Genomic DNA, 19389 nt, shown 5'->3' on the forward strand with positions numbered 1-19389 from the left:
AAATTCTCAAGAAAAAGGCAGAAACAGGGAGTACAAATGTTTTCAATGGGTGGAGAAATTATTTGAACGGGAAACTTTTCGCCATTCGCGAAACATACGACCTACATCCTACCGCATTATTAGACAAAAAGATAACACTCATATACGTACTATTGCATCAAAATTCGCTCTTGTGCGTTTTTCTGATATCATCCTAAAAGAAAATAAATAGTCCAAGTTTGATTTTTCCGTGATTGTCGTCCTGAGTTGGTTGTTTTTAAATGGCAAATCCCCAAAAACACAGTCGCCTATTTCAACAAAAAACCCGCCAGATTAATAACCTGACGGGCCTGTTTGGTTTACGATACTATCGTAATTACTCTATGCGAAAGAATAATTTTTTAAATCCGAATAAGTAAACTGCTTTACTTGAAAGCATCTTTACAATAATTAATTCCATAGGCATCATAAAGCTTAACCTCGGACCGCATACGCTTGAGGAAATCATCGTAGTTGCGGCTTGCCTTTGGCGACCAAAGGACTTCGGCCAACGCTGCCATACGAGGAAATATCATGTATTCCACTTTTGCCGGCGTCTTCATGTATTCGGTCCACACATTCCCCTGCGAACCTAAAATATATTTGTCTTCATCGGGAGCCAGTTCTTTGGGCACCGGCTCATAGTTGTACACCTTCTTCAGTGGCGTAAAACCACCGAAAGCAATCGGTTCCGATTCCGGCTTTCCTTGGTAGTGGTCGAAATAACAATACCCGCCGGGGGTCATAATCACGCTGTGGTGTGCCTGAGCTGCGGCAATTCCGCCTTTTTCACCTCTCCACGACATAATCACCGCATTGGGCGCCAGACCTCCTTCCAAAATTTCGTCCCAGCCAATCATCTTCCGCCCGTGGGCATTCAGGAATTTCTCAATGCGTTGCACAAAATAGCTTTGCAGCTCTTCCTCATTTTTGAGCCCCAGCTTTTTCATCCGGGCCTGATCATAAGGACACGCTTTCCAACGTGTTTTCGGACACTCATCGCCACCAATATGAATGTATTGACTGGGGAACAGTGCCATTACTTCGGTTAGCACATTTTCCAGAAATTTGAATGTCTTCTCCTTACCGGCACAGTAAACGTCATCATACACTCCCCACCGGGTCCCCACCTGGTACGGACCTCCGGTACATCCCAATTCAGGATAGGCAGCAAGTGCGGCCATAGCATGTCCCGGCATTTCTATTTCCGGAACGACCGTTACATAGCGTGCCTTCGCGTAAGCTACAATCTCCTTAATCTGGTCCTGCGTGTAGAAACCGCCGTAACGTTTTCCGTCATATTTATTGTTTTTTCCGGGATGTCCGATCAGCGTTTCTTTTCGCCACGCTCCTACCTGTGTCAGTTTCGGATACTTCTTGATTTCAATCCGCCACCCCTGATCATCGGTAAGATGCCAGTGAAATACATTCATCTTGTTCATCGCTATATAATCGATGTACTTTTTGATAAATGAGACCGGCATAAAATGACGCGAAACGTCGAGATGCATACCTCGCCACGAAAAACGTGGTGAATCGTCAATCTGCACCGCCGGGAACGTTACCTGAGCCAACTGTTTTTTTGAATGCGGCAAAAGCTGAATGAGCGTCTGAACGCCATAGAACAGACCGTTCGGCGCGGACGCTTTCAAAACGATGCCCTTTGGATTGATGGAAAGTGTATAGGCCTCTTTGCCCAAATTCAGACTTTTATCCAGGCTAATGAAAACAGTTTTGTCAACCGGAAGATCTCCTACCTCAACTTTATTCTTTAACCCGTAAAAATCAATGAGATGTGTCTGCAGAAATCCAGCTATTTGCTTTATTTCTGCACTGTCTTCATTCACCACGATTGGTGTCTCTGCGTTCAGCTCAAAAACACCTTTCTCCTGAACCATCTTGGCAGGCTTGGGAACAATGTTTATTTCCGGCTGCGGAGCTTCTTTCGTGCTACATCCGTTCAACGCCGCTACCACTACGAATAGCCAGACCATCCTTATCATCAACTTCATCTGTTTATATTTTATTTTTTAACCACACACACTATTGGGGCAGAATTCCCATCACTGCTTCTCACCTAAAATGGGCTTATCGGTGAATGAAATAGTTGAATGAGGCTTCTTGCCCAATTGTTCAAAAATGACAATTCGATTGGCTCCCTTTTTCAACCAACATCCGGGAACATAAAGAGTATGCTGTGGGCCAATATGCCAATAGCGTCCCAAATTATGACCGTTTACAAATACCACACCTTTCCCCCAGTCGGACATATCCAGAAACGTATCTGCCGGTTTATCCACTTTGAATGTCGTTCGATAAAAAGCCGGTTTTCCTGTTTCCACCCGCTCGTTTGCTACCTTCGGAGTAGTGTTCAGTGGCATTTTAAACATTTCCCAATGTCCGGTTAACTCGGAGCCGTTTAAACTGACCGGTGAAATAATTCCTTTCTTATTATGAATCAGTTCGGCGCCGTAATTGATACGCCCCAGGTTTTCGACTAATAAATCCAGTGTTCCATTAGCTGGAATCTGAACAGGCAGCGCATATTTATTGAATACGCGATTCAACTCTCCTACTTTCTTCCCGTTTACATAAACCACCCCAAAATCACGCAAGCCATCTACCTTCAGTGTCCCTGATGCAGCATCTGAGAATTTCTTTCGGTAAAGAACATAGCCGTACCCCTGTCCCAATTCCTCGAAGGTTTTGGGCTGATTGGCAACAACCGGTTGTTGTTGTGTCAACCAGTTCAGAGCATCCATGTGGGCCTTTAATGGCTGAGAAGCATACTTCATTACTGGTATTCTTTCAGGTACCGGAGGCAAAGCTTGATGCAAATATTGCTGCATGGTTTGCCTGATAGCCATGTATTTCGGAGTCGCCCAACCCGTTTCACTAATCGGTGCACCATAGTCATAACTGGTCAGATCCGGCTGAATGTCATGCTTATCATTGTAGTTGGCCCCGGAGGTAAATCCAAAGTTTGTTCCCCCGTGAACCATATAAAAGTTAAAACTCACACCTGCATCGAGGTATTTCTTTGTCTGCTCGACAATCTTCGTCGTGGCAACACGGACAAACGGTTCACCCCAATGGTCCAACCAACCGGGATAAAACTCTGCGACCATGTACGGACCTTTACCGTCGTGATATTTGTTGACAGCCTTTTTGAGATTAGCAACATCATTCTCCCCGTTGGCGGCCGGTAAAACACCCGGAATGGCACCGCCTTCGAACAACCAGTCACCATCAGCCGTAAAATAAGGCGCAGGAAAACCACTCTCCTTCAGCAAATGAAAGATCGCCATCTTATAGGCTTTATGATCGGCTGCGGACACATCTTTTTGCTGTGCAACATAGGAACCAAACTCATTCTCCGTTTGTACCAAAATAATGGGACCGCCCTGATCGGCAAACAGCCCGTTTAGCGCCGCATGCAAATGCGTAAAATAGGTTTTACACGAATCAAGGAACGCTTTATTATTGGTACGCAGTTGCAATTCAGGATTATTCTGCAACCACCAGGGAAAACCTCCGTTCTCCCATTCGCCACAGATATACGGACCGGGACGAAGAATGACATTCAAGCCTTCTTCACCTGCCAATTTGATAAATCCTGCCAAATCATGATTTCCGGTTTTAAAATCCCACACACCAGGCGATGTTTCATGGTAATTCCAGAAAACATAGGTCGCAACGGTGTTCATTCCCATCGCTTTCAGCATCTGTAACCGGTGTCGCCAGTAGGGCTTCGGAATTCTGGAATAATGCATCTCTCCGGAATGAATCTTCAGTACCTGGCCATTCTGCATAAATTCCCCTCCACGAATAGTCACCGTGGCATCCTGGGCGCTGGCACGAGTGAAATTGCTTAATAGCAGGAGAAGCGCAATGAGACCTGCAAGACTTATATTTTTCATTTTCATAAAATTATCTGTTCCGGTACCTGAGTAATATTAGTAAACACTTACCCTGGAGATGACCGGACAAGCTTTCGAGTCGAGGATAGTGACTTTCACCTTGTCTGTCGTTACCGGTTTGAATTTCAATATCCGCTTGTACCCGATGGTTGTTCCCTCAGCTATTTGCTTCCATTGTCCGTCAGTCCATGCTGAAACAGTAAACGATTTAACCCGCTGCCCCAATTTAATGTATTCCTGCAACGTGACATAACCGATTGTTTTCGGTTTGCCTAAATCGAGGGTAAGCGTTCCTGTTTTTATTCCATCGTCAGTAGCCCAATAGGTATCTTTATTTCCGTCGACTACATTTTTGCCGGCATATTCCGACGAGTTGCCCCGCACCTCTGATGCCTTTACTTTGCAGTTTAAAGCCAGGTCGTTGGCAAACGTTTGGTCAATCAATTTCTTCCAGCCTAAAAGCGATTTAACATCATTTTTACTGAACAAGCCGTCCCTGTCTGGCGGAACATTCAGCAACAGGTTAGAACCTCTCCCCACGGATGTCAGGTAAATATGAAACAGTTGCTCTGGTGTTTTTACCAACGAATCTTCTTTCGGATGATAGAACCACCCGGGACGAATCGATGTATCCACTTCGCCCGGAACCCAACTGGTCCCATCCGGGGAACCGGTTTCCAACAACTTACTTGTACCGGCTTTCCCGGCATACAAGGTATCTGTGGTGATGGTATTCCAGTTCGTCGTGTCCATGAATCCCTGTTCATTTCCGCACCAGCGAATATCCGGCCCGGCATCACTAAAGAAAAGCACATTCGGTTGGATGGCACGAATCATCTTCAAAGTAGTGGGCCAATGATAATAGGTAGCCCGATCAATTTCCCGTTTCTCGTTAGCACCACCATAATATCCCGTACCGCCGTTGGCCCCATCGAACCACATCTCATAAATTGGGCCATAATTGGTGAAGAGTTCTTTTAGTTGGTTTCGATAATATTGGATATATGAGGGCTTCCCGTAGTCAGCTCTACTCCTGTCCCAGGGAGACACGTAAACACCAAACTTCAATCCGTATTTCCTGCAAGCATCCGAGACGGCTTTGACAACGTCACCGTGTCCTCCCATAAACGGACTATTCTTAACACTTCTGTCGGTATACTTCGATGGCCACAAACAGAAACCGTCATGATGTTTACACGTCAAAATAACTCCCTTGAAGCCTGCTTCTTTCAACACCTTCATCCACTGGTCGGGATTAAAACCAACCGGATTGAATAACTTCGGTGATTCGTTTCCGTATCCCCACTCTTTATCGGTAAACGTATTGATTGAAAAGTGAATGAAAGCATTTACCTCCATTTCCTGCCATTGCAGTTGCCGTTCAGTCGGCACCGGGAGCACCGGTTTGGGTGGAACTACTTTTTCCTGCTGACAGGAAAACAATGCCAACAGCAATAATGAGACAGCTAATTGGCTAAATATGAAAGAGAGCTTGTTCTTTTCTTTTGAAGATTGTCTTCTCATCTTGTTCACTTTAAATCATTTCGGTGAAGACAATTGGCTCATCTCCGTTTTGCAACAGAGATGAACCAGTTGTTATGCTAAAAAGAAAAATTACCAGTTAGGATTCTGCGTCAGATTCTTATTCAAATCGACTTCACTTTGCGGAATCGGCCATAGATAATCGCGTTGCGGATTGAACTGCCGGTTCTCTACCAATACATGTTTTTGGTAGTCACTACGAGCACTGTTCCAGTAGTTCAAAATTCCATACACATCACCAGGCATAACGTTTTCGGCAATTTTCCAACGACGAATATCGAACAAACGTTGTTCTTCTTCCGCAAATTCAACTCTGCGCTCCTGTCGAACGATTTGTCGCATCGCCGTCTGCGACTGGCCGGTTGGAATCGGCGGCAAATTAACATCGGCACGTCCCCGGACCTGGTCGATGGCATCATAAACCGATTGATCGATGTCGTTCATCTCAATCTTTGCTTCGGCATAAGTAAGCAATACTTCCGGATAACGAAGAATGATCATATCGTTGGTTGAGTTTCCGCTCCAACCGCCATCAACCGTTGCCGGAATATATTTTTTGTAATAGTAACCGGTATAGGAAGCATTGTTCTTACCCAGCCCATCGGCTGAATTCGGATCCGTAATATCAATGGTATCGCCGTTCAGCACGCCACCGGGCACCACAATAGTCATTTTCAAACGGGGATCACGATTTTCAAACGGATGCTGAGGATCATACAGTGATGATTGATCGATCGTTTTTCCGTCGGTACATTCGTAAGCATCTACTAATGACTGTAATGGAACGATTTCTGACCAACCTCCGATTGTCGGGCCTCCAATCCATGTGGCCAAAGCACTCTTGTAATTATCGGTATACTGGGCCGAAAGGATGATTTCCGAACTATGCTCATTCGTTCCGCTAAACAGACTCGTGTAGTCCGGGTCAACCGTATACACGTTCATGTCCATCACCTTCTTGGCAGTAGCTGCAGCATCGGAATAGTTACCATTATACAAATCAATTCTCGCTTTCAATGCCAGTGCTGCGCCTTTTGTAGCCCGCCCGAACTGATCGCTGGAATAAGAAACCGGCAAATAGTCTGCAATCTTCGCGAGTTGCGCAGAGATTGAATCCATCACAACGCTGGCACTGGTTCGGCTGACGTCATATTGATCTGGGTTGGTTTGCGGTGATGTAATCCACGGAACGTCACCATAGAGACCTACCAATTGCTGATATGACCAGGCGCGAATAAAAGTGGCCTCGCCAATCAGTTGATTTCTCAAGTCCGCATTCATATCCGGTACTTTGCCGATATTGGCCAGAACGTTATTGGTATTGGCAATGCTTTGATACATGAATTTCCAAAAATGGTCGAAAGTACCTAACGTTGTTGTTGCACTTCCGTTTCCGGCATACATGATATCACATGGCCAGTTGGACCAGGCATAGCTATCATCGGTTGCACAGGTCAGAAAAGTCCTCCACCAATCGTCACCTCCCAGGAAGCGGTAACAGCCTGTAACAGCCTGCACGGCATTATCGGAGTTGACCCAGTAGGTGTCGGTGGTTAGAGAATCGGTTGGTTGTTTGTTCAGAAAACTTTCATCACAGGCAACCAGTAAAAAGAGGCTCAGCAGAATGAAGCTGTATTTATATATATTCAATTTCATGATTGTCAATTTTAAAAGTCCACATTAACGCCTAAAGAAAATACCTTTACCTGAGGGTAGTAGCGACTGTCATCAGGATTCTCCGGGTCGATGCCGTACTTGTTCAGCTTCGACCAGGTAAGCAAATTCTGGCCTGACACATAAAAACGGCATCTGTCAATACCTACGGTTCGGTCGAACGATTTCGGAAGAGAGTAGCCAACCTGCAGATTCTTTAGTCTTAAGTATGCTCCACTTTTAATCCAGAATGAGGAAGAAACATAGTTATGAGAATAGGATGTTAACCTTGGAAATGAAGCACTCGTGTTGCCCGGTGTCCAGCTGTCGAGATGCAACTTTTTGAAATTACCGTCCTGACTGATGGGCGCTCTGTTAGATTGAACCGTTGTCACATCGACTTTTCCTACTCCCTGGAAAAAGGCAGAAAGATCGAAATTCTTGTAGGTTGCATTGATGTTCAATCCATAAGTGTACCGTGGAATATCACTTCCAATAACGGTACGATCAGAAGCATCGATTTTTCCATCGTGGTTCAGGTCCCGATAAATCAAATCACCGGGAGCAACATTACCCGGCTGGGTGGCATGACTATCGATCTGATCCTGGCTTTGGAAAATACCATCACAAACATATCCGTAGAATGCTCCAATAGGCTCACCAACATGAAACGCCCGGATCACATTGTCATTGTTCGAACTTTCCCAATCTGCATTTTTCAGATCGGTAATCTTATTCTTTACATCAGAAATATTGAACTGCACATTGTATTTAAACTTCTGCTGTATAGCACCTTTGTATCCGAGAGAGAATTCCCAACCCTTGTTTTGTACACTACCCGCATTCTGGTATGGTGCATTTTGACCAACCGTTTGGGGAATCGGTAGCTCTAACAGAATATTGTTAGTATTCTTCACATAGTAATCAAAGGTGAGATTCATTTTTCCCTTCATGAACATGGCATCCAAACCAACATCGCTCATCTCTGTTGTTTCCCAGCTAATGTTACTATTGGCAGCTGTTTCTATCCGGGCTCCCGGATTCAGACTACCGCCAAACGGGTAATCATATCCCAGGACCATTACTGATTGGTACGGATAATTACCAATTTCCTGGTTTCCTAATTGTCCCCACGATGCTCGGAGTTTCAGCTCACTCATGAAATTAATACCATCCATGAAAGGCTCTTTCAACAATTGCCAACCAGCTGAAAAAGATGGAAATGTTCCCCACCGGTTTGACTTCGAAAAACGGGATGAGCCATCGCGACGTATATTGGCCTCAAACAAATACTTATCATTATACGAATAATTCACTCGCCCAAAATAGGAAAGCAGGCCATAGCCATATGAATACCCGTTGTTTTTTTGCGAAGCCGGATCGCCACCCGCCAGTTCGGAGAGTACATTCAACGAGCCGTTATTACGGTATCCGTACAGATAATTGGTGTTATCGTCTATTTTGGAGATACCACCTAACAATCCTATATTGCTTTTTCCAACTGAAACATTGTACCGTAGCAGCGACTGCAGATTATAGTAAAAGTCTCCATAGTTTTTTTTGCTAATCTGGTTTGAACCTTTTACGATTTCATTTTTGGTAAAGAAATTAATGTAGGTTAATGCCTTATCGTTGTATGTATTATTCGTAACGTCATAATTCAGCATTGCACTACCGGAAAGCTCCAGCCCCTTCAATATCTTATAACTCAAGCGGAAATTGCCACTAAATACATCATCATTGTATTTATAAGAACCTCCGTCGGATTGAAGGCGAACCGGGTTGCCGTCACCTCGGGCTACACCCCAGGTTCCGTCAGAATATTTAACCGGAAGTGTCGGATTGGACATGATAGCCTGGCTAAACTGGAACCAAATACCGTCACCGGTATTTCCGGTATTTCCCTGCGGCTCACTACGATCAGAGAAATTACCTGATACATCCGCATTGAATTTCAGTTTATCGCTGATAGTCACATCCGAATTCAGGCGAACCGTTACACGTTCAAAATTGGCCTTTTTCACCAAGCCTTTTTGATTTAAGTAGTTGGTCGAAAAACGGAATTTCGCCTTATCGCTACCACCGCTAATCGCTACGCTATGCTGCTCCTGAATTCCGGATCCTTGTAAAATTTCATCCATCCAGTACACATCCGGATATTGATCCTTATTTCGATTCGGATCATTGTAAGCAGCAATATCTGCATCGGTAAACTTGGCACTTCCACCCGAGTTCAAACTTAATTGGTTGACCAACTTCATGTAGTCCTGTGCCCCTACAAAATTCGGCAACTTAGTTGGCTTCTGTACCCCAACATATCCATTGTAGGAAACTTTAATCTGGTTGTCTTTCCCTCTTTTGGTTGTAATTAAAATCACCCCGTTTGCGGCGCGCACACCGTAAATAGATGAAGCCGCAGCATCTTTTAATACTGATACAGAAGCAATATCATTAGCGTCAATATCATTGATGTTGTATTCCATCCCATCGACCAAAACCAATGGGTCGTTGTTATTCAATGTACCAACTCCCCGGATACGGATGGTACCGGCATCGGCACCCGGCTGTCCGCTACTTTGCGTTACGGTAATACCCGGTGCAACTCCCTGCAGCGCATTCGACACCTGCGCAACCGGCTTTTTCACAATATTATCACCATCTACTGTGGAAAGTGCTCCTGTTACATCTACTTTTTTCTGTACACCATAACCAACGGCAACTATCTCATTCAGCCCTACAGATTCTTCCTTCATCACAACATCCAGCGAGGTTTTTCCGTTCAGGGCTGCATCAACTGTCTTCATCCCAACGAAAGAAAAAGTCAACGTAGAACCGACCGGCACATTGGTCAAACTATAGTTTCCGTCCGCATCTGTAATTGTTCCGTGCGTCGTTCCTTTTACAATAATGGTTACCCCGGGAATTGGTTTACCTTTTACATCGTTTACTTTCCCGGTAATGGTTTTATTTTCAGGTTGCGGCGATTGCATATCTTCGTTTCCGCTCTTCGATTTCATCTCATCCCGGGGACCAATGACAATCTGCCTGTCGAAAATATGATAGGTTAAATCGGTTCCGGCAAGAACCTGGTTCAGTATTTTATTGACTGAGCTATTTTCCGTGTTAACATTAACTTTTCGGTTGACATCAACTTGATTATCCTTATAGAAAATAATAAACTCACTCTGTTGTTGGATTCGGTCAAACACCTGACCTACTGTACTATTCTCCAAATGGAGCGATAGTGTCGTATTTTGTGCATACGAGCTGGATGCATAAATATTTCCTATCCCAAACAGAAGAATAAATATCGTTAGTTTCATAACTCTAAATGCGTGTACACATAAATGAGAAAAATGCGCACAGTTGTGGTTTTTTTTCATAGATTTAACCTCCTTGAATTAAATTAATATTGCTAATCTACTTATGCGATGTTAGTTACTAGTTTGCGGGTGTTGGCGCATCCGCAAACTTTTTTTTCTGATTTCATCAAGTCATACGATATAGTTTTTAGTTAATAATTATCTGATCTTTTGTACATGAAAAGGTTATCGGAGTCGTTTTTTGGATTACTTTCAAAACGTCCTCAGGTGTCTTTTTCAAGTCCAAACTACCTGAGAATGTTTGCTCTCCCAACTCCGTATTTTGGAGCATAATTTTCACATCGTAATATCGGGCCAGCTTCTTCAGTATATTATCGAGCCTTTCACTTCTAAATACATAATATCCCATTCGCCATGACAAATAATCGGCCGGGTTCACACGTTTTTCTGATATTTCCTTTTTACTCGGATCGTAAATCGCCATATCACCTGGAGCAAGTTGAGCCTTTTCCTTGTGCAGAATGGAACTTCCTTTGTAACTGAGTTCGATCTTTCCGCGCTCTAAAACAGCGCTTGAATACTGGTCATCTGAATAGGCACTGACATTAAATACTGTTCCCATCACTCTTACAGTAAAGTCACGGGAGTTCACTAAAAATGGCTTCACATCGGAATGTTTCACTTCAAAAACAGCTTCTCCGTCAATGTAAACCTCTCTCTTGTTTTCGGCAAAAACAGCCGGGTACACCAATCGGGTGCCGGAGTTCAACCAAACATTGGTGCCATCCGATAAGGTGATTTCTGTTCTTTTTCCATACGGGACAACAACGGTGTTGTACACAATTTTTTTCGATTCCAGCGATTGCTTAACATTTTGACTGGCATCGATACTAATATCCTTACCGTTTTGACCATACTGGATTTTCGACTGTTTTTTGTCGATGCGAATTTCCTGACCATTCTGCAAAATCAGACGGGTATCTCCTACCGGCCGGGTAACCGAAGTATTTTCAGCAAATTTGACAACAGCAGGTGTTTCATTTCCCTGATTGTACCACAACACTCCTCCAAAACCGATTATTAATACGGCCGCTACAGCCGACCAAACCCGAACCCGTCTGGACCGGCGATACCGGTTGACCGAATCAACAATCTGACTTTTTAAAACAGTTTTTTCATCGTTCGGCAACGATGTTTTCGAATGACTGACGAGGTAATGATATATCCGTCGAGCCAGCTGTCGCTCACGAACATCCTCCTCACTTTCATCTGCGTTTTTACCGTAAAGTACATCGGAAGGCTCGCCATCCTGCATCAGGATGTCTTCTGCCTTTATTTTTGATTTTTCCTTCATTTATATTCGTCCTTTACTTAATCAAAGGAGGAAATCTCAAAAACATAGACACAAAAATGTAACTTTTTCAAAAAGTTCACCAACAAACAATTACATATCAATATTTTAACACGGGAAAAATTTTCCAAAAAGAATGAGGTAAAAGGAAGGATTCTCCTTTTGAATACATTCCCGAAGGGTTTTCAAGGCCCGATAAATATTGGTCCGCACCGATTCGACCGATATCCCCAACAGATCGGCAATTTCGGGATACGAGAGGTTTTGATCGAACTTAAGGAAAAGAGCTTCTTTCTGATGTTGGGTCAGTTTCTCCATGGCCTTTCCCAGTATCATGTGGTTTTCGTCCTTTGTCTCCTGTTCGACTATGTTTTTCTCGGCACCCGGGACAAACTGTTCCCGTGTCGGAATAATATCTTCATTGTACATGATGGAGAGGAGCTTCTTTCCTTTTTTATGAATCTTCCGCTTTAGGGAGCGGAAAAGGTAAAACCGGATGGAATCGGTATCGGAAAGCTGGTGTCTGTACTTGTATAAATCGAGGAATAAATCGTGGATGCAATCTTTGACAAACTCGGTGTCTTTCGAAATGCGGGTGCCGAAGGAATAAAGCGCATCGATATTCTGATCATAAAGCCAGTAAAAAGCTTCATCATCTCCATCCTTGAACCGTTTCCATAAAAAGTAGTCTTTGTTCCTTATTCTTTGCACCATTGCTAAAGCCCCGAATTTCAAGATTGGAATGAGTTGAGCTTTAAAAATAGAAATATTTTTTAGAGAATCTTAGCGCACTTTTGAATACCACCTTCTCTGAGCAGACAATTTAATCAGGTTCATACCATGACACAGTGTATGATAGTGTAGTTTGTAGTTTTCCCTGACAAAAAAATCCAGAGGATGTAAATTTCCTGGCGTGAAAATTTAAACAAGTGCTTAGAAAAATATTTTTTCATGGCAGAAAACCGCGAAAAGATGCGCAAGACAAACAAAGAGGCTTTCGTATGGACACCCTCTCAAAGAAAAAAAAGAAAAAACTATCGTTCAAGCACTTACAAATTCACTTTCATCTATGGTTGCGCTCGACTCACTACAACAGAACAAAAATTGTACAACGCATATCAAAGACATGCCATTCGCAATCGGACTCCAATAAAAATCAACATTAAAATGGAAGATTGATAAATACAGCTTTAACGGTGGTCTACCGACCAACACGAAATGGATACAGATTTAAAGAAAGCTGTTGTCCATCGACCAATTCGCTGATCAATTTACCTGTTGCCGGAGCCAAAGTAATGCCTAACATGGAATGACCGGTTGCTAAAAAGACGCATTCATTTCCCGGTATGCGCCCAATGTATGGTAATCCATCAAATGAACAGGGGCGGTGTCCGCTCCAAACATCAATCGTCTCCGGGGCAATGGGAGGTAACGAAGGATAGCAACGTTGAATCGAACGGACCATCTCACTAAATCTTCTTTTTACGACACGGTGATTCCAATACCCCAATTCCATTACACCTCCGAATCTTGTAATGTTTCCCTGAAATGGTGTTACAGAAATACGGCTATCGACCAACAAGGCCGGATGACCAACTTCAGCATCATGGGGAAAGTCAAAACTATAGCCACGGCCGGGCTGAAGCGGAACTTTGCTACCTATTAACTCTAACAGCTCGTTACTCCAAATACCGGCTGAAATAACCAACGCATCAAATGCATGCTTCTCGCCGTTGATTACTGCGGCATGGTCGCTCCCAATAGAGGTTATGCTGGCATTACGCAGAAAGGTTACACCGGCCTGTTCCAGACAGGCAATCAGGCTTTTCATCAACTCGCCAGGAACAATATTTCCATCGCCGGGATAGTATATTCCTCCCGGAATGTTTACAGACAACGACGGCTCCATGCTTCGGAGCTCCTCACCCGACAGCTTGTTTGCAACTACTCCAAGTCCGTTGGCAACTTCAGCAACTTCAGTCTCTTCTTTTAATGCCCGCCGGGTTTGACAAATCATCAGCACTCCTTTCTCATTCATTTGGAAAGGAAATGCTTTCTCGTCGAACAACTGCTGATACAACGACTGACTGAAGGTTGTAAGCTCATTTAAAACTACCGACGATTCTCTCACGGAATGCTTGTTCGCTGTTAGCAGAAAGCGCCACGACCATTGCAAAAAATCCATTGAGGGGGGCATCTTCACCCCCACAGGTGCATTCGGTTTTAACAAGTATCTCACGGCAGCAGAAACCATTCCGGGCGATGCCAACGGAATAACGTGACTGGGCACAATCAAACCGGCATTACCATAGGAACAACTATCGGACAGGTCTCTTTTGTCCACAACAGTAACCTGGTAACCTGACTGATGAAGATAATAGGCGGAAAACAGTCCAATAATTCCTCCACCGGCAACAATTACTTTTCCCTTCATTTATAACTGATAAGATAACTTCGATTATATAACCTGAAAGCCGAGCGCATACGGATCATCATCCTCATCAATTGTAATGGTGTTGAAGCCTGTAATCCTGGCCCACCCCTCGATTGATGGAATAATGGCCGAAAAGCCTCCTACCTGAGACAGACCTTCAACTTTTCCTATAAACCTGCTGCCGATTATACTCTCGTGAATAAACGTGTCTCCCTCCTCCAGTTTTCCTTTGGCATACCACTGTGCCATTCGGGCAGAAGTGCCGGTACCGCACGGTGAGCGGTCAATAGCCTTGTCTCCGTAAAATACGGCGTTCCTTCCGTGAGCTTCTTCAGTCAACGTTTGCCCGGTCCACTGAATGTGCGATACACCTGATATTTGCGGATTCTCAGGGTGATAAAATTGGTAGCTTTCGTTAATTCTTTTTCGGATTTCTCTTCCCATAGTTATTAATTCTCCCGCAGAAAAGTTTTGTATCCCGGAAAAATTCTCCTGACTATCAACTATGGCATAAAAATTCCCGCCATACGCTACATCAAATGTTAGTTCTCCTAAATGTGAAGAGTATACTTTCAGATTTTCAGCAGCCAGAAAAGATGGTATGTTAACAAGCTTTACTGTTTGTACTTTTTTCCCTTCCATTGTATAAAGTACCTTCACAAGGCCGGCAGGAGTTTCCAGGTTAAGGTTTCCCGGATGTTTCGGAATAATCAGTCCCTGTTCAATCGCAACCGTAACGGTTCCAATGGTTCCGTGTCCGCACATCGGCAAACAACCGCTCGTTTCAATGAATAACACCCCCCCATCGTTTTCCGGATCTGACGGAGGATATAAAATACTGCCCGACATCATATCATGGCCTCTGGGTTCGAACATCAGTCCCTGACGTATCCAATCAAACTCGTCCAGAAAATGCTGACGTTTTTCAAACATATTCTTTCCCGACAATACCGGGCCGCCACCTGCTACCACCCTAACGGGATTACCGCAGGTATGAGCATCCACACAAAAAAAGGTTTTCGAAACCATAACAGACAATTTACGGGTTATGTAATGGACTCCCGGGACAATTGCCCGTCGATCTTCCTCCAAATATTTCTCTCATTCCGGTTCTTTAGCTCCGGAGGTAGGTATTCATCCGGGGCGTCCTGAAAAGCCACCGGCCTGGCAAACCGTTTAACCGCATCCACTCCAACAGAAGTAAAGCGGCCATCCGTTGTGGCAGGATACGGGCCACCATGATGCATGGCATACCCAACTTCAACACCGGTTGGAACTCCATTAAAGATCAATCGTCCGCCAATATCTCTGAGACGGTCAACAATATCCTGATATGTCTTTACATCATTGTCCGTCCCCATCACGGTAGTCGTTAACTGACCTTTTAGGCTCTCAAGGACTTCCAGAACTTCATCTTCATCATCACACTCGACCAATAATGAAAACGGACCGAATACCTCTTCTGCCAGTGCAGGCTTGAGGATAAAATCTTTAGCAGCCATGTAGCCTATCGCTGCACCCGATTCGTTTTCCTTTGGTTCAGTCTTCGCTGTTGCCAATGTTTTGAAATTCGCGAAAGCATTGAATTTATCCAGCCCTTCCCCATAAGCTACACGAATATTCGGATGCAACATCAACTGGGGTATACATGCTTCGATGGATTCTTTCAACTTTAATTTCAGTTCATCCAGTCCTTTCCCTTTCATGACTACCATAAAACCGGGATTTGTGCAAAATTGTCCGGAACCCAGCACAATGGACGAAGCCAGGGTTTGGGCCAGTTCCAATGGTTTCTTTTCCAGCTGTTCCGGCAGAATAACAACCGGGTTGATACTTCCCATTTCTGTAAAAACCGGGATAAGATCTTTCCTGGTTTGGGCTAAATCATATAATGCTCTTCCTCCTCTGAAAGACCCGGTGAAAGAAATCGCATTTATATCGGGATGAGTAACTAAAGCCTGTCCGATAGAAAAATCCACAGCGTTTAGCGACGAGAAAATTCCGTCGGGCATGCCTGTTTTTTTGGCAGCCTCCAAAATGGCATTGGCAACCAACTCATTGGTTCCGGCGTGATACGGATGCGCTTTGACAATAACAGCGTTTCCTGAAGCCAAAGCCGATGCCGTATCGCCTCCCGCCGTTGAAAATGCCAAAGGGAAATTACTGGCGGTAAAAACCCCAACAATTCCTAACGGGACCAACATTTTCCTGATATCTGGCTTAGGTGCTGCTCGTTTCGGATCAGCCGGATCGATGGTAGCTTCCACCCAGGATCCTTCTTCAACCACCTGTGCAAACAACTTTAACTGGTTCGTGGTCCGCATGCACTCTCCGGTTAGTCGACCTCTGGTTAGTCCTGACTCCAATGCTGCGGTATTAATAATTCCTTCTGCGCGATTATCTATTTCATCGGCGATAGCACGTAGAAAAGAAGCTTTCTCTTCGTTCGATTTTGTACGATAAACTCTTTGAGCCTGTTTAGCCTTACGAACCGCTTTGTTCAGCTCTTCCGCGGTAGCAGCATAGAAAAGCTGCGGAAGCAGGTCGCCTTTTACCGGACTAAATACTTTGAATGTTTGATCTCCTTCGGCAGAAGCCTGAAAGCCGATTCGGTTTTTTCCATCCAACATAATCACTTTTTTATGGGTTAAAGATTCAGGTAGTCTGGCAACACAGGTCTTGCTTCCAACGCCTTTTCGATTACGGATATAACGGTCTTGCGTTCATCTCCGGTCAACGGTAAACGGGGTTCCCGAACATATTCACTGCCCAGCCCAACCATCGACTCTGCCAGTTTGATGTTTTGAACCAGCTTGGGTGAAATATCCAGTTCCAACAAGGGCAAAAACCATTGGTAAATGGTTCGGGCCTCATCGTATCGGCCGGCTTGCACCAACCGGTAAATGGCGACCGTTTCACGAGGAAAAGCACAAACTAAACCGGCAATCCAGCCATCGGCCCCCATCAGAAGACTTTCCAGTGCCAACGGGTCTACACCGGTGAGGACATTGAACCTGTTACCAAAAGCATTGCGCATGCGGGTAACATTGGAAATGTCCCGGGTCGATTCCTTCACGGCCTTGATATTTTCCACTTCCTCCAGCTCTCTGAACATATCGATGGTAATCAGAATGCCGTAATCAACCGGATTATTATATAGCACGATGGGTAACGTGATGGAATGAGCAACCTGTTTGAAGTACCGGACAGTTTCCATTCCATCGGCTTTATAGCGCATCGGAGGAAGCAACATCAAACCGTCTGCTCCCAGCGCCTCTGCACGGGCCGCCGCATTCATCGCTTCCCGGGTAGACTGTTCCGCTATATTCATGATAACCGGAATACGGTCACCCACCGCATCTTTGGTCCAGCGAATCAGCTGATCTTTCTCTTCATTTGTCAATGTGCTGGCTTCTCCCAGAGAGCCGCCCAGAATGATTCCGTCAATCCCGGCTTCCAGTTGAAATTCGAGATTCTTCAGATAGCTGTCTTTATCCAGCTCATCGTTACCGGCAAATTTTGTCGTAATCGCAGGATAAACTCCTTTCCATGAAACTTCCATAATTGATTGGTATTTATATCTATCACAAACTTAGACGTCAATCAGCCGATTTGTGAGACATATCTTAACCACTATCAATACTATTTTTGCAATTACCAATACATCGGGTATATTTAAAGGAATATTTTATATTACAGGCAATGAAGATTCTTCCTTTTAAAATTCCCAAAACAGTTCATGAATCCTTTCGGTTACAAACCGATCGTCAACCTTATTTCTACGACAATCTTCATCAGCATCCTGAATTTCAGCTGACGTTAATTTTCAAAGGAGAAGGAGAACTAATCGTTGGTGATTATATTGGCCCCTTCGAGCCTGGTGATTTATTCCTGATAGGGCCCGATCTACCTCATGTATTTCGTTGTGACCCGCAATACTATCGCACGAACAGCATCCGGGAAGCGCATTCCATTTCGGTATTTTTTGACTGGGGATTTTGGGGCGAGAAGTTTCTATCGCTTCCCGAAATGAGCAACATCAATGAATTTTTCAAAGAATCTGAAAATGGTTTGCGAATAAAAGGAGATGCCCGCACGGCCGTGTCCAAATTGATGAAGGAGCTGTTTACGGTCAACAATGTGGATCGACTGATTATCTTGCTAAAAATACTGGATGTCCTGTCACTTTCCTCCGGCCACGCATCCCTGGCTTCAGCCGGCACCTTTCATGATTTCGACGAAGACGACGGGAGAAGATTAGATGCGATTTACCGTTTTACGATTAACGAATACCATCGGAAAATCGGCCTCGATGAGGTGGCAGCAGTATCGAATATGACGGTCAATTCATTCTGCCGATATTTTAAAAAACGAACGCGAAAATCTTACATCAGGTTCCTGAATGAGTTGCGAATTGCCCAGGCATGTAAACTATTGCAACAGAAAGATACCAGCATTTCCCAGGTCGGACTGGAAGTTGGCTTTAGCAATCTGTCCAATTTTAACCGGAAGTTTAAGGAAATAAAAAAATGCACGCCTACCGAATTCCGAAACCAACAAGCCGGCTCCAACGGATAACCCATTTTTCATGTTAAGGCTCACCAACGAATTTTCGAACATAGATGCGCATCATTTTTTAGTAAAAACGAATCATTTTAGTTAAATACAGAAGAGACGAGAGTAATCTACAAATGGTAGATGCTTCGCGCAACGATGAAAGAGCAATCTACAAATGGTAGATGGGCGCCGTAACCATGCGGGAGTAATCTACAAATGGTAGATGGGTGCCGCAGCCATGCAAGAGCAATCTACAAGCGGTAGATGAACGCCGCAATGATGCAAGAGCAATCTACAAACGGTAGATGAACGCCGCAACCATGCTAAAGCAATCTACAAACGGTAGATGAACGCCGCCACCATGAGAGAGCAATCTGCGAACGGCAGATGGATGCCGCCACCATGCGGGAACAATCTGCGAACGGCAGATGGATGCCGCCACCATGCGGGAGCAATCTGCGAACGGCAGATGGATGCCGCCACCATGCGGGAGCAATCTGCGAACGGCAGATGGATGCCGCCACCATGCGGGAGCAATCTGCGAGCGGCAGATGGATGCCGCCACCATGCGGGAGCAATCTGCGAGCGGCA

13 protein-coding genes are annotated in these 19389 nt (G+C 44.5%); 2 read left to right on the plus strand and 11 right to left on the minus strand.

The genetic code is table 11. The features are described from left to right. Nucleotides 1-404: 404 nt before the first annotated feature. The 7 genes from GJU87_RS09740 to GJU87_RS09770 form a co-directional block, all read right to left on the minus strand. Nucleotides 405-2030: a beta-N-acetylhexosaminidase gene (locus GJU87_RS09740; RefSeq protein WP_228491938.1), complete on the minus strand. Its 1626-nt coding sequence runs from the start codon at nucleotides 2028-2030 to the stop codon at nucleotides 405-407. A 51-nt stretch (nucleotides 2031-2081) separates the two neighbouring features. After that, nucleotides 2082-3938: a beta-galactosidase gene (locus tag GJU87_RS09745; RefSeq protein WP_153639347.1), complete on the minus strand. Its 1857-nt coding sequence runs from the start codon at nucleotides 3936-3938 to the stop codon at nucleotides 2082-2084. 36 nt (nucleotides 3939-3974) lie between these two features. Then, the gene (locus GJU87_RS09750; RefSeq protein ID WP_153639348.1) at nucleotides 3975-5462 is read right to left on the minus strand and encodes an alpha-L-fucosidase; all 1488 of its coding nucleotides are present in this window, start codon (nucleotides 5460-5462) and stop codon (nucleotides 3975-3977) included. Between the two features lie 90 nt (nucleotides 5463-5552). After that, complete coding sequence (locus GJU87_RS09755) at nucleotides 5553-7136, minus strand: RagB/SusD family nutrient uptake outer membrane protein (RefSeq protein WP_228491939.1); 1584 nt, start codon at nucleotides 7134-7136, stop codon at nucleotides 5553-5555. Nucleotides 7137-7147: 11 nt separating this feature from the next. Then, nucleotides 7148-10456: a TonB-dependent receptor gene (locus GJU87_RS09760; protein ID WP_194831496.1), complete on the minus strand. Its 3309-nt coding sequence runs from the start codon at nucleotides 10454-10456 to the stop codon at nucleotides 7148-7150. A gap of 187 nt (nucleotides 10457-10643) precedes the next feature. Next, nucleotides 10644-11810, minus strand: coding sequence for a FecR family protein (locus tag GJU87_RS09765; RefSeq protein ID WP_153639350.1), 1167 nt, complete (start codon nucleotides 11808-11810; stop codon nucleotides 10644-10646). 105 nt (nucleotides 11811-11915) lie between these two features. Further along, on the minus strand, nucleotides 11916-12521 hold the full coding sequence (locus tag GJU87_RS09770; protein WP_153639351.1) for an RNA polymerase sigma factor: 606 nt from the start codon (nucleotides 12519-12521) through the stop codon (nucleotides 11916-11918). 237 nt (nucleotides 12522-12758) lie between these two features. On the opposite strand from GJU87_RS09770, the gene GJU87_RS21340 reads away from it, so the two are divergent. Continuing rightward, nucleotides 12759-12986 (plus strand): hypothetical protein, encoded by a 228-nt coding sequence (locus GJU87_RS21340; protein ID WP_194831497.1) that lies wholly within the window; start codon nucleotides 12759-12761, stop codon nucleotides 12984-12986. Nucleotides 12987-13008: 22 nt separating this feature from the next. On the opposite strand, the gene GJU87_RS09775 is transcribed toward GJU87_RS21340, so the two are convergent. From GJU87_RS09775 to GJU87_RS09790, 4 genes are read right to left on the minus strand one after another with little or no spacing between them, the layout of a single operon-like run. Further along, complete coding sequence (locus GJU87_RS09775; RefSeq protein ID WP_153639352.1) at nucleotides 13009-14241, minus strand: FAD-binding oxidoreductase; 1233 nt, start codon at nucleotides 14239-14241, stop codon at nucleotides 13009-13011. Nucleotides 14242-14265: 24 nt separating this feature from the next. Then, nucleotides 14266-15270, minus strand: coding sequence for a 4-hydroxyproline epimerase (locus GJU87_RS09780; RefSeq protein WP_153639353.1), 1005 nt, complete (start codon nucleotides 15268-15270; stop codon nucleotides 14266-14268). A gap of 17 nt (nucleotides 15271-15287) precedes the next feature. Continuing rightward, on the minus strand, nucleotides 15288-16871 hold the full coding sequence (locus GJU87_RS09785; RefSeq protein WP_153639354.1) for an aldehyde dehydrogenase (NADP(+)): 1584 nt from the start codon (nucleotides 16869-16871) through the stop codon (nucleotides 15288-15290). 17 nt (nucleotides 16872-16888) lie between these two features. Next, nucleotides 16889-17803, minus strand: coding sequence for a dihydrodipicolinate synthase family protein (locus GJU87_RS09790; RefSeq protein ID WP_153639355.1), 915 nt, complete (start codon nucleotides 17801-17803; stop codon nucleotides 16889-16891). Nucleotides 17804-17943: 140 nt separating this feature from the next. On the opposite strand from GJU87_RS09790, the gene GJU87_RS09795 reads away from it, so the two are divergent. After that, on the plus strand, nucleotides 17944-18819 hold the full coding sequence (locus tag GJU87_RS09795; RefSeq protein ID WP_153639356.1) for an AraC family transcriptional regulator: 876 nt from the start codon (nucleotides 17944-17946) through the stop codon (nucleotides 18817-18819). Nucleotides 18820-19389: the final 570 nt, after the last annotated feature.

It is taken from the genome of Prolixibacter sp. NT017 (assembly GCF_009617875.1).
Classification (GTDB): Bacteria; Bacteroidota; Bacteroidia; order Bacteroidales; family Prolixibacteraceae; genus Prolixibacter.

Coding starts and splice junctions, on each gene's coding strand:
- GJU87_RS09775 (WP_153639352.1), bottom strand. CDS start 14,241: ATGAAGGGAAAAGTAATTGTTGCCGGTGGAGGAATTATTGGACTGTTT.
- GJU87_RS09765 (WP_153639350.1), bottom strand. CDS start 11,810: ATGAAGGAAAAATCAAAAATAAAGGCAGAAGACATCCTGATGCAGGAT.
- GJU87_RS09745 (WP_153639347.1), bottom strand. CDS start 3,938: ATGAAAAATATAAGTCTTGCAGGTCTCATTGCGCTTCTCCTGCTATTA.
- GJU87_RS09790 (WP_153639355.1), bottom strand. CDS start 17,803: ATGGAAGTTTCATGGAAAGGAGTTTATCCTGCGATTACGACAAAATTT.
- GJU87_RS09760 (WP_194831496.1), bottom strand. CDS start 10,456: ATGAAACTAACGATATTTATTCTTCTGTTTGGGATAGGAAATATTTAT.
- GJU87_RS09750 (WP_153639348.1), bottom strand. CDS start 5,462: ATGAGAAGACAATCTTCAAAAGAAAAGAACAAGCTCTCTTTCATATTT.
- GJU87_RS09780 (WP_153639353.1), bottom strand. CDS start 15,270: ATGGTTTCGAAAACCTTTTTTTGTGTGGATGCTCATACCTGCGGTAAT.
- GJU87_RS21340 (WP_194831497.1), top strand. CDS start 12,759: ATGGCAGAAAACCGCGAAAAGATGCGCAAGACAAACAAAGAGGCTTTC.
- GJU87_RS09755 (WP_228491939.1), bottom strand. CDS start 7,136: ATGAAATTGAATATATATAAATACAGCTTCATTCTGCTGAGCCTCTTT.
- GJU87_RS09770 (WP_153639351.1), bottom strand. CDS start 12,521: ATGGTGCAAAGAATAAGGAACAAAGACTACTTTTTATGGAAACGGTTC.
- GJU87_RS09795 (WP_153639356.1), top strand. CDS start 17,944: ATGAAGATTCTTCCTTTTAAAATTCCCAAAACAGTTCATGAATCCTTT.
- GJU87_RS09740 (WP_228491938.1), bottom strand. CDS start 2,030: ATGAAGTTGATGATAAGGATGGTCTGGCTATTCGTAGTGGTAGCGGCG.
- GJU87_RS09785 (WP_153639354.1), bottom strand. CDS start 16,871: ATGTTGGATGGAAAAAACCGAATCGGCTTTCAGGCTTCTGCCGAAGGA.